We start from the raw sequence: 10,546 nt of genomic DNA, 5'->3' as shown, positions 1-10,546 counted from the left end.
GCCCAGCCCAGCCCAGCCCAGCACTCGCACAAAGCGCCAAACTGGCTGAAATGGCAGCAATCCGGCATCAGCGGTGTGATGTTTCTCACGCTTTGTCCGCGAAAGCGCAAAAACTAGGAAAATTTCCTAGCCCCACTAGGGATGGCTCTCAAGCCATTTTTTGCCCCTCTTATTAGAGTCACCTCACCTGATGTCGTGACCCGCACCGCGATGGGCAATGTGCCCCGTCATCCCGTGCCGGGCCCGGGTTTATATGGATGGAGCGTCGAGCGCAGCAACGGCTGACAGCCCCGACGTTCCGTTCTCCCTTCCGTGGCGTGACCTCGAACAACCTATCTACAAATGAGGGGCGCGGCGGAAATACCGTCTATCTCGCAGAGGATGAACGAAGATGTTGAAATTGCTCCAACAGGTCCGGGTCCCCACCCTCGACCTGCCGGTCGAAGCCCGGCGCAAGCTCTGGTTCAAGCCGTTTATGCAATCTTATCTGGTTGTATTTATTGGCTATTTGACCATGTATCTGATCCGCAAGAACTTCAACATTGCGCAAAATGACATGATCCAGGAGTACGGTCTCTCCATGACCGAGCTCGGCATGATCGGTCTTGGCTTCTCCATCACCTACGGGGTGGGCAAGACCATCGTCTCCTACTATGCCGACGGCAAGAACACCAAGCAGTTCCTGCCGCTGATGCTGATCCTCTCCGCGCTCTGCATGCTGGGCTTCAGTGCCAGCATGGGCGGCACCGGTTTCAGCCTCTACTTCATGATCTTCTTCTACGCCCTGAGCGGTTTCTTCCAGAGCTGTGGCGGTTCGTGCAGCTACTCCACCATCACCAAGTGGACGCCCCGCAACAAGCGCGGCACCTATCTGGGTATGTGGAACCTCTCCCACAACGTGGGCGGTGCCGGTGCGGCCGGTGTGGCGCTGTTCGGTGCCAACTACCTGTTTGATGGCAACGTGCTCGGCATGTTTATCTTCCCCTCCATCATCGCGCTGATCGTCGGCTTTATCGGCCTGCGCTTTGGTAGCGATTCGCCGGAAGCCTACGGCCTTGGCAAGGTGGAAGAGCTGTTTGACGAAGTAGCGAGCGAAGAAGATATCGCCACCGAGGAGCAGCAGCTGACCAAGTGGCAGATCTTCGTGAAGTACGTGTTGCTCAACAAGGTGATCTGGCTGCTCTGCTTTGCCAACATCTTCCTCTACGTGGTGCGTATCGGTATCGACCAGTGGTCTACCGTCTATGCCCACCAGGAGCTGGGCTTCTCCAAAGACGTGGCCATTCAGGGCTTTACCTTCTTCGAAGTGGGCGCACTGGTCGGCACCCTGATGTGGGGTTACCTCTCCGATCTGGCCAACGGTCGTCGTGGTCTGGTGGCTTGCGTGGCACTGGCGCTGATCATCGCCACCCTGGGTCTCTACCAGCATGCGACCACCCAGTTTATGTTCCTGGGCTCCCTGTTCACCCTGGGCTTCCTGGTGTTTGGTCCGCAACTGCTGATCGGCGTCGCCGCCGTGGGCTTCGTACCCAAGCAGGGCATCAGCGTGGCCGATGGCGTCAAGGGCACCTTTGCCTACCTCATCGGTGATAGCTTCGCCAAACTGGGTCTGGGCATGATCGCCGATGGCACCCCCATCTTCGGTCTGACCGGCTGGACCGGCACCTTCGCGGCGCTGGATATCGCAGCCGCCGCCTGTCTGGTACTGATGGGTTGTGTCGCGGTCGCCGAAGAGCGCAAGATCCGCCGCATCAAGCGCGAACTGAAAGCCGCCGAACTGGCCGCCCAGACCGCCTGATAGCCATAACAACAGACGCAGATTGTTCAGGGCCACCCACAGGGGTGGCCCTTGTTGTTTGGAGCAACCAGACACCCGACTGGCCCGGCATGAGCCTGCACTACCGTTCAAGGGACGGGCATATCCCCATCAAGATCCCACTTTTCATATGGACTTTTGGTAAAAGCCCCCCGCTGGCGCTATCTTGTTGCTCCCCCTTGTCAGCATCACAGAGAGCAGATGAAGATCGTCGCCGTCACCGCTTGCCCGACCGGTATTGCCCATACCTATATGGCTGCCGATGCCCTGCAAAAAGCCGCCACTGGGCTGGGACTCAAGATCAAGGTCGAAACTCAGGGCGCCATGGGCATGGAGAACATGCTGACCGCCCGCGATATTGCCAGCGCCGACCTGGTGCTGATTGCCTCCGATATCGAGATTGAGCAGAAAGAGCGCTTCCTCGGCTGCACCATCCATCAGGTGAGACTGGAAACCGTGCTGCTGGATGCCAACGCCGTACTCAAGGCCCTGCCGATCCCGGCCTGATGCTGACCCGCGAAATTACCTTCTACTGCCAGCAGGGGTTGAGCATCACCCAGGCCAAGCAGTTGAACCGGCTGGCGGGGATGTTCAAATCCACCATCCACTGCGCCAACCTCACCCGGCGCCAGACCGTTGCCGCCAGCAACCAGCTCTCCCTGTTGACCCTCGCCACCCAACCCGGCGATCTCTGCCAGTTGCAGATCGAAGGGTGCGATGCCGAGCTCGCCCACATGGCCTTCACCTGCTGGTGCGGGGAGCTGGGTCAACCGCTGGTGCGCCCGCACACCGCCGCACTGGCGGAGTTGCGACTGGCCAACGCCCTGCCCGACTACCAGTTTGCCCTGCGCCAGCTGGCCCACAGCCCCGAACCGCTGAGCAAGGCCGAGGCCCTCGAGCATCTGATCGATCTGCTGCCCGCCGAGCTGATCACCGACCGCGCCACACTGACCGCCGCGGTGGAACGGCGCGAGCAGGTCTCAGCCACCATCATCCGCCCCGGCCTTGCCATGCCCCATGTATTGAGCGAAGGGATCAGCCAGCCAGCGCTGACCCTGCTCAATTGCAAGGAGCCCATCGAGTGGGGCTCTCAAATCGGGCCGGTGCAGACCATTATTCTGCTGGCGGTGCCGGTTGGTAGCGGACGGGAGACCCTGCGCCCCCTCACCCGACTGGCGCAGGCGATGATCGACGATGTGGTCAGCCACGCCCTGCTGTTGGCGGGCTCGCCCCCCGCCCGTCAGGCTATCGTGATCGAGAGCCTGCTGAGCTAGGCGAATTGGCTCCGGGCGCTGCTTGCTGTAACGCCAGCCATTCATCCTGCCCTCAGCACCCTGTGGTACACTCGCTGCCATCGTCTGTCTGAAGTGTGTATCCGATGAAATCTCCCCGCTCCCGTCTCTCTGTCAGCCGCGCGCCGCGCGATAACGCCCCGCGCACGGCGGCCAAACCCGCCGCCCCCCGCCATGCATCCCCCCGCAAACCGGAGCTGGCCCCAGAGGATCGCAAATTGCTCCTGCTGAACAAGCCCTATATGGTGCTCTGCCAGTTCACCGACGAGGCGGGCCGCGAGACTCTCAAGGATTACATCAAAGAGCCCGGCATCTACGCCGCAGGGCGGCTCGATCGCGACAGCGAGGGGCTGCTGCTGCTCACCAACGATGGCAAGCTGCAGGCGCGCCTCACCCAGCCTGGGGAAAAGACCCCCAAGACCTACTGGGTGCAGGTGGAAGGCATCCCCAGCGAAGAGAAACTGGCCGCCCTGCGCGCCGGTGTGGAGCTCAATGACGGCATGACCCTGCCCGCCGGGGCGCGTATCATGGATGAACCTGCGGTGTGGCCGCGCAATCCGCCGATCCGCGAGCGCAAGGAGATCCCCACCAGCTGGCTGGAGATCAAGATAGTGGAGGGGCGCAACCGCCAGGTACGGCGGATGACCGCCCATATCGGCCACCCCACCTTGCGCCTTATTCGCTACGCCATCGGCGACTGGACGTTAGATGGTCTGGCCCCCGGCGAGAGCCGCAGCCTGCCCGTCCCCGAGCTGGTGCCGAGCTCCAGCAGCCGCCCGCGTCCCTCCTCATCCCGTTCAGGCGCTCATACCGCCAAACCGGCCAAACCGGCAGGGGAGGCACCACGGCGGGCCAGCCAGCCGAGACGGGACGAGCGTCCCCGCACCACTCACCCAACCGAGCGTTCAACTTCAAACCCGACAGGCGGCAAACCCCGCAGCAGCGGGCGAGGAACGGCACGCAGACCCGCCCGTGCGGGCAATCCCGATAGCAACGACAAGGAGTCATGATGAGCAATCAGGCAGAGCACTCGACCACCAGCCACGCCCGTATGGAGGCGCGCCTGACGGTCGCCGCCCTGGTGCAGTGGCAAGGGCGCTTTCTGGTGGTGGAAGAGGAGATAAAAGGCCAGCGCCGTTTCAACCAACCCGCCGGCCATGTGGAGCCGGGGGAAAACCTGCTTGAAGCGGCGTGCCGCGAGCTGAAAGAAGAGACGGGTCTGACCGCCACGCCGACAGCCTGGCTTGGTACCTATCTGTTCAAACCGGCCGACAGCGAGGCCACCTATGTGCGCACCGCCATCATCTTCGACCTTGAAAAAGCGCCGGGTCAGCACCATCCAGAGGATCCTGACGGTGATGTGCTGGCTTGCCACTGGCTCACTCTTGAAGAAATAGCTGAATGCAAACCGGCCCTGCGCAGCCCCCTGGTATGGCAGTGCATTCAGGATTATCTGGCGGGGACACGGCTGCCACTGTCGGCACTCAAGGCCTTTATCTAAGGCCATTTGGCACTCTTTTTCGGCGACAAAGGCCAACAACAGAAAAACGATTTCCTGCTATCAGGCTCCTGATGGGAACTGCGGCATGGATATGTGACCGGGGGCGCAAAACTCTGGTAGAATACGCCCCGTTTAAACGAACTGGTAACTTCGACTAATGACAGACAACAGCCAAATCAAGGTGATCGTCGGCATGTCCGGCGGCGTGGATTCTTCCGTCTCGGCCTACCTGCTCCAGCAGCAGGGCTATCAGGTCGAAGGCTTGTTCATGAAGAACTGGGAAGAAGACGACACGGACGAGTACTGCTCTGCCGCCCAGGATTTGGCTGATGCCAAGGCCGTCTGCGACAAGCTGGGGATGAAACTCCACACTATCAACTTCGCGGCCGAGTACTGGGACAACGTGTTCGAGCACTTCCTCGAAGAGTACAAGGCTGGCCGCACGCCGAACCCGGATATCCTGTGCAACAAGGAGATCAAGTTCAAGGCGTTCCTCGAATTTGCCGCCGAAGAGCTGGGTGCCACCTACATCGCCACCGGCCACTATGTGCGCCGTGACGACAGCACCGGCCGCCCGCGCCTGCTGCGCGGTCTCGATACCAACAAGGATCAGAGCTACTTCCTCTATACCCTGAGCGAGAAGCAAGTGGGTCAGAGCCTGTTCCCGGTTGGCGATCTGGAGAAGCCGGAGGTGCGCCGCATCGCCGAGCAGCTGGATCTCATCACCGCCAAGAAGAAAGACTCCACCGGCATCTGCTTTATCGGTGAGCGCAAGTTCAAGGACTTCCTGGCCAAGTTCCTGCCCGCCCAGCCAGGTAAAATCGAGACCGTGGATGGCAAGGTGATCGGCGAGCATCAGGGTCTGATGTATCACACCCTGGGTCAGCGCAAGGGGCTCGGTATCGGTGGTCGCAAAGATGCCACCGAAGAGGCCTGGTATGTGGTCGACAAAGAGGTCGAGCGCAACGTGCTGGTGGTGGCGCAGGGCGAACATCCCCGCCTCTACTCCGACGGCCTCATCGCCAGCCAGCTGCACTGGGTGGATCGCACTCCCATTCGCGAGCCGCGTCGCTGCACCGTCAAGACCCGCTACCGCCAGCAGGATATCCCCTGCCTGATCCAGCCCATCGACGACGAGACCATCCGGGTCATCTTCGACGAGAAACAGGCTGCGGTGACCCCGGGCCAATCCGCCGTCTTCTACGACGGGGAAGTGTGTCTGGGCGGCGGCATCATCGAACAACGTTTCAGCCATCCGGTTTGAATCCTTAACAGAAGGCAGCAGACGTGAGCGATAAATTCCAAGACAGAACCATGGCCTTTGCCGGCATCTGCCAGGCCGCGTATCTGGTGCAGAAGGTGGCCCGAGACGGCAGCTGTGACGAGGCCGCCCTGCGCGAGAGCCTCTCCAGCATTCTGGTGACCAACCCGAGCCAGCCGCTCGAGGTGTTCAACAACACCCATCTGGCCATTCGCGACGGCTACCGTGCGCTGGTCGAGCAGCTGGGTGCCGACGGCAGCCAGAAGAATGCCGAGCTGACCCGCTACGTGGTAAGCCTGATTGCACTGGAGCGCAAGCTGGCCAAGCGCAAGGACATTCTCAATATGCTGGGTGAGCGGATCAGCCAGATTGGCCGCCAGCAACAGCACTTCGATCTGCTCGACGAGCAGATTTTGGCCAACATGGCGAGCATCTACAGCGATCTTATCAGCCCCATCGGGCCGCGCATCCAGGTGGCGGGTACCCCGCTGTTCCTGCAGCAACCGCTGGTGCAGCACAAGGTGCGCGCCCTGCTGCTGGCGGGCATTCGTGCCTGCGTGCTGTGGCGTCAGCTCGGTGGCAGCCGCACCCAGATCATCTTCGCTCGCAAGAAGATGGTGGAGCTGGCCAAACGTTACTAATCATCGGCTCGCGCGCGGGCCAGCCGAGGTCGACATCAGGGTGAACAGCCGCACATCCGCCCTGACGACGACTCAGCCCCACGCGCGAGTGGATACGGATCCCCCACACAAATCATCAGGAGTTCACCCCATGGAGCTGTCCGCGCTGACTGCTGTTTCCCCGATTGACGGTCGTTATGGCGACAAGGCCGATGCCCTGCGCCCTATCTTCTCCGAATTCGGCCTGCTGCGTTTTCGCGTCGAAGTCGAGGTGCGCTGGTTGCAAAAACTGGCCAGCCACGCCGGGATCCCGGAAGTCCCTGCCCTGAGCGCGGCCGCCAACGCCCTGCTCGACGGCATCGTCAGCAACTTCAACGAGAGTGACGCCGCCCGTATCAAACAGATCGAGCGCACCACCAACCATGATGTGAAAGCGGTGGAGTACTTCCTCAAAGAGAAAGTCGAAGTGAACCCGGAGCTGGCGGCTGTCAGCGAGTTCATCCACTTCGCCTGCACCTCGGAAGACATCAACAACAACTCCCACGGTCTGATGCTGAAAACCGCCCGCGAAGAGGTCATCAAGCCTTATTGCGAAAAGCTGATCAGCGAGCTCAAGCGTCTGGCCCACGAGTACCGTGACATGCCGCTGCTCTCCCGTACCCACGGCCAGCCGGCGACCCCGAGCACCATGGGCAAGGAGATGGCCAACGTCGCCTACCGTCTGGAGCGCCAGTTCAAGCAGATCATGGCGGTGGAGATCCTCGGCAAGATCAACGGTGCGGTCGGCAACTACAACGCCCACCTCAGCGCCTACCCGGATGTGGACTGGCACCAGTTCTCCGAGGAGTTTGTTACCTCCCTAGGCCTGACCTGGAACCCCTACACCACCCAGATCGAGCCGCACGACTACATCGCCGAGCTGTTCGACGCCATGGCTCGCTTCAACACCATCCTGATCGACTTCGACCGCGATGTGTGGGGTTACATCTCCCTGGGTCACTTCAAGCAGCGCACCATCGCGGGCGAGATCGGCTCCTCCACCATGCCGCACAAGGTCAACCCCATCGACTTCGAGAACTCCGAAGGCAATCTGGGTCTGGCCAACGCCGTGTTCCAGCATCTGGCGAGCAAGCTGCCCATCTCCCGCTGGCAGCGTGACCTGACCGACTCTACCGTACTGCGCAACCTGGGTGTGGCGGTGGGTTACTCCCTGATTGCCTATCAGGCGACCCTGAAGGGTATCTCCAAGCTGGAAGCCAACGACGCCGCCATGGCCGCCGATCTGGATGCCAACTGGGAAGTGCTGGCCGAGCCGATCCAGACCGTGATGCGCCGCTACGGTATCGAGAAGCCCTACGAGAAGCTCAAGGAGCTGACCCGTGGTCGCCGCGTCGATGCCGAAGGGATGCGTACCTTTATCGACACCCTGGAGTTGCCGGAAGCGGTCAAGGTTGAGCTGAAGAAGCTGACCCCGGCCAACTATATCGGTGACGCCCAGCGTCTGGTTGATCTGCTGAAATAAGCGGATAAATGAGACCACCGGGGCCCTGTGCATGATCTGCAACAGGGCCCCGGTTATTTTATGTGGCACCCTATACACGGTTTGCAAGAGGGCTTGCCCGAGGCCGGCAGCCGCCTCTGGCAAGACCTCTCCTGACCTTTGTCGAACCCTTTGACGAGAAGATCTATGTACGAACTCAATCTGGATATCGCTCACTTCCTTGAGCACTACTGGCAGAAGCGCCCGCTCCTTATCAAGGGGGGCTTCAAGGACTTTCAGGATCCCATCAGCCCGGACGAGCTGGCGGGTCTGGCCATGGAAGATGTGGTAGAGTCTCGCCTCGTCACCCGTTTCGACGGCAAGTGGGATGCTGCCCACGGCCCCTTCGAATCCTACGACCATCTGGGCGAAGAGAACTGGACCATTCTGGTACAGGCTTGCAACCACTGGGCTCCCGAAGTAAACGAGCTGGCGGTACCGTTCCAGTTCATTCCGGGCTGGCGCTTTGACGATGTGATGGTGAGCTTCTCCACCCCCCATGCGGGTGTCGGCCCTCACATCGACAACTACGACGTCTTCATCACCCAGGGTCTGGGCAAACGCCACTGGCGAGTCGGCGATGCCAAGCCCCTCAACGAGTTCGCCGCCCACGCCGCCCTGCTGCACTGCGAGCCGTTCGAGGCGATCATCGACGTCATCATGGAGCCGGGCGACATCCTCTACATTCCGCCCGGATTCCCCCACGAAGGCTACGCCATCGAGCCCTCCATGAACTTCTCGGTGGGTTTCCGCGCACCGGATGCCAAGGCGCTTATCTCCTCCTTTGCCGATCACCTGATCGACAACGAGGTGCGTACCGAGCGTTACGGCGATGCCGATCTCAAGCCCCGCGCCCGTCACGGCGAGATCCAGCCCCACGAGCTGCACCGTCTGCGCGCGCTGATGCAGCAGGCCCTCGATGACGAGACTCTGTTCAAGGAGTGGTTCGGCACCATGATCTCCGAGGCCAAGCACGATCTCGACGTCAATCCGGTCGAGCCGGACTACAGCGCCGAGGAGGTAGCCGACCTGCTGACCCAGGGCGAACCTGCCATCAAGGTGCCGGGTCTGCGCACCGTCTGGTTTAGCGGCGAGAGCCAGCAGTGCTTCATCGATGGCGAAGCCTGGACCCTGCAGAGTGAAGACGCGGCAGCCATTTCGCTCTTGTGTGACAAGGACATCATAACTCAGGCCGATATGGTGGAGCTGGCCGATCAAGCTGGCTTCCTGCAACTGCTGACCCGTCTGGTCAACCGTGGTTACTGGTTCTTCAACTGATCCGGCGGTAACCGAAGGATAAAAAGGCGCCTTATGGCGCCTTTTTTGTCACTCAGAGGCAGTTCAATTAACAATCGATGCGCGAAGCTGAACCTACTCTTGATGAACCGACAAGTGGTGATTTATTGAACTAAGATCGATGGGTATCATGCGTCCGTCCCTGTTCAAAAGAGAAGCGCCACCATGCAAATCACCTCCCGGCCCATGCCGCTGCCTGATTACGGCAAATACCCCTCCTCTCCGGCTGCCACACCCGAGCAGGTCAGTCAGGCCCGTAACGAAGCACTGACCAAGAAGGATGAATTGCAGGCACAGAGCGAAGAGAAAGCAACGGCTCGCAGAACCATGGCGGTCTCTTATACGGCTAACCAGCAAGATAAAGCCGTGGTGGAGCGCTACCTGGAGGCCAGCGGTCAGGAGAGCGACAGCAAGTCGGGCCCGAGCACGGCTGATATGTATCAGGCTGCGAATCGCTACCAGCGCCAGCAGAATCTGAGCGACTACATGCAATTCCAGCAGAGCCCGCTCGCCCAGCAGATGGGTGACATGGTGGGCGAAGATAATCGCAAGGGCACCCAGCTCGATATCATTGCCTGAGCCAATTTGCTCGAATAAGCCCGGCAGGGACTGATATAAACTGAAAAAGCCCTCGATGAGGGCTTTTTCGTTATAGCTTGTCGCTGCGACGTCTCGCTAGAAATGGGACTCTTCTGCCTGCGCGTCCGGCAGCTCGTCGGGAAGTTCATCAAACAGGGGGTGATAGAGCACCTCACCCTGCACACCCGCAAAACCGCGCTCCTGCAGCTCCATCGCCATAAAGCAGTCGGCAGGCACCTCATAGATGCAGTGCAGGCCAAACTCGCTAGCCGGGCGGAAACCGAAACGGCTGTAATAGGCCGGATCCCCGAGTACTACCACCCCTTTCCAGTCCATCTCAAGCGCCGTATCAAGCCCTTCACGGATGAGATCAGAGCCAATCCCCTGACCTTGCCAGTCGGGATGAACCGCTACCGGCGCCAGACCGAGCCAGGGCCCTTCCATGCCGTTAATGGTGATCGGGCTTAGCATCAGGTGCCCCATGAACTCGTACTCTTCCTCTTCGACCATGGTCACTACGGCAGCACCACATTCGCGCAGGCGGTTGACCAGTTCGGCCTCATCAGAACGACCGAAGGCGGCACTCAGCAGCTCATAAACCGGCAGCATGTCACCGGGGCGCTCGGTTCTCAACATCAGGT

The 10,546-nt window shown here is 60.6% G+C and carries 11 protein-coding genes; 10 read left to right on the top strand and 1 reads right to left on the bottom strand.

Features of this window, described 5'->3' with window-relative positions; genetic code table 11:
* Positions 1–391: 391 nt before the first annotated feature.
* From uhpT to ACW5XC_RS01510, 10 genes are all read left to right on the top strand, one after another.
* Positions 392–1,798, top strand: a complete 1,407-nt coding sequence (gene uhpT, locus ACW5XC_RS01555; protein WP_005353611.1) for a hexose-6-phosphate:phosphate antiporter — start codon at positions 392–394, stop codon at positions 1,796–1,798.
* A gap of 219 nt (positions 1,799–2,017) precedes the next feature.
* On the top strand, positions 2,018–2,323 hold the full coding sequence (locus ACW5XC_RS01550) for a PTS fructose transporter subunit IIB (protein WP_005334611.1): 306 nt from the start codon (positions 2,018–2,020) through the stop codon (positions 2,321–2,323).
* On the top strand, positions 2,323–3,090 hold the full coding sequence (locus ACW5XC_RS01545) for a PTS sugar transporter subunit IIA (protein WP_042053237.1): 768 nt from the start codon (positions 2,323–2,325) through the stop codon (positions 3,088–3,090). The genes ACW5XC_RS01550 and ACW5XC_RS01545 overlap by 1 nt, the downstream gene beginning before the upstream one ends.
* 104 nt (positions 3,091–3,194) lie before the next feature.
* Positions 3,195–4,118, top strand: a complete 924-nt coding sequence (rluE, locus tag ACW5XC_RS01540; protein WP_074042602.1) for a 23S rRNA pseudouridine(2457) synthase RluE — start codon at positions 3,195–3,197, stop codon at positions 4,116–4,118.
* Positions 4,118–4,609 carry an NUDIX hydrolase gene (locus ACW5XC_RS01535; RefSeq protein ID WP_042054431.1) on the top strand — a complete coding sequence of 164 codons (492 nt, stop codon included), beginning with the start codon at positions 4,118–4,120 and terminating at the stop codon, positions 4,607–4,609. The genes rluE and ACW5XC_RS01535 overlap by 1 nt, the downstream gene beginning before the upstream one ends.
* Before the next feature lie 157 nt (positions 4,610–4,766).
* Positions 4,767–5,873, top strand: a complete 1,107-nt coding sequence (gene mnmA / locus ACW5XC_RS01530) for a tRNA 2-thiouridine(34) synthase MnmA (protein WP_005353619.1) — start codon at positions 4,767–4,769, stop codon at positions 5,871–5,873.
* A gap of 23 nt (positions 5,874–5,896) precedes the next feature.
* Positions 5,897–6,511, top strand: coding sequence for a high frequency lysogenization protein HflD (gene hflD / locus ACW5XC_RS01525; protein WP_005334622.1), 615 nt, complete (start codon positions 5,897–5,899; stop codon positions 6,509–6,511).
* 130 nt (positions 6,512–6,641) lie between these two features.
* Positions 6,642–8,012, top strand: a complete 1,371-nt coding sequence (gene purB, locus ACW5XC_RS01520) for an adenylosuccinate lyase (RefSeq protein WP_005334624.1) — start codon at positions 6,642–6,644, stop codon at positions 8,010–8,012.
* 165 nt (positions 8,013–8,177) lie between these two features.
* Entirely contained in the window at positions 8,178–9,308 is a 1,131-nt protein-coding gene (locus tag ACW5XC_RS01515) for a ribosomal protein uL16 3-hydroxylase (protein WP_042054432.1), read from the top strand.
* 183 nt (positions 9,309–9,491) lie between these two features.
* Positions 9,492–9,905, top strand: coding sequence for a hypothetical protein (locus ACW5XC_RS01510; protein ID WP_042054433.1), 414 nt, complete (start codon positions 9,492–9,494; stop codon positions 9,903–9,905).
* 96 nt (positions 9,906–10,001) lie between these two features.
* Here the strand turns inward: ACW5XC_RS01510 and ACW5XC_RS01505 are convergent, their stop codons facing one another.
* Positions 10,002–10,541 (bottom strand): GNAT family N-acetyltransferase, encoded by a 540-nt coding sequence (locus tag ACW5XC_RS01505; protein ID WP_042054434.1) that lies wholly within the window; start codon positions 10,539–10,541, stop codon positions 10,002–10,004.
* Positions 10,542–10,546: the final 5 nt, after the last annotated feature.

Source organism: Aeromonas sp. 25-AL00135 (genome assembly GCF_054052385.1).
This window is presented reverse-complemented; position numbering and strand designations above follow the sequence as displayed.

Bases quoted from the DNA above. Each gene is read 5' to 3' on its own strand.
- uhpT (WP_005353611.1), top strand. From the start codon at position 392: ATGTTGAAATTGCTCCAACAGGTCCGGGTCCCCACCCTCGACCTGCCG.
- ACW5XC_RS01545 (WP_042053237.1), top strand. From the start codon at position 2,323: ATGCTGACCCGCGAAATTACCTTCTACTGCCAGCAGGGGTTGAGCATC.
- ACW5XC_RS01510 (WP_042054433.1), top strand. From the start codon at position 9,492: ATGCAAATCACCTCCCGGCCCATGCCGCTGCCTGATTACGGCAAATAC.
- rluE (WP_074042602.1), top strand. From the start codon at position 3,195: ATGAAATCTCCCCGCTCCCGTCTCTCTGTCAGCCGCGCGCCGCGCGAT.
- mnmA (WP_005353619.1), top strand. From the start codon at position 4,767: ATGACAGACAACAGCCAAATCAAGGTGATCGTCGGCATGTCCGGCGGC.
- ACW5XC_RS01515 (WP_042054432.1), top strand. From the start codon at position 8,178: ATGTACGAACTCAATCTGGATATCGCTCACTTCCTTGAGCACTACTGG.
- purB (WP_005334624.1), top strand. From the start codon at position 6,642: ATGGAGCTGTCCGCGCTGACTGCTGTTTCCCCGATTGACGGTCGTTAT.
- ACW5XC_RS01550 (WP_005334611.1), top strand. From the start codon at position 2,018: ATGAAGATCGTCGCCGTCACCGCTTGCCCGACCGGTATTGCCCATACC.
- ACW5XC_RS01535 (WP_042054431.1), top strand. From the start codon at position 4,118: ATGAGCAATCAGGCAGAGCACTCGACCACCAGCCACGCCCGTATGGAG.
- ACW5XC_RS01505 (WP_042054434.1), bottom strand. From the start codon at position 10,541: ATGTTGAGAACCGAGCGCCCCGGTGACATGCTGCCGGTTTATGAGCTG.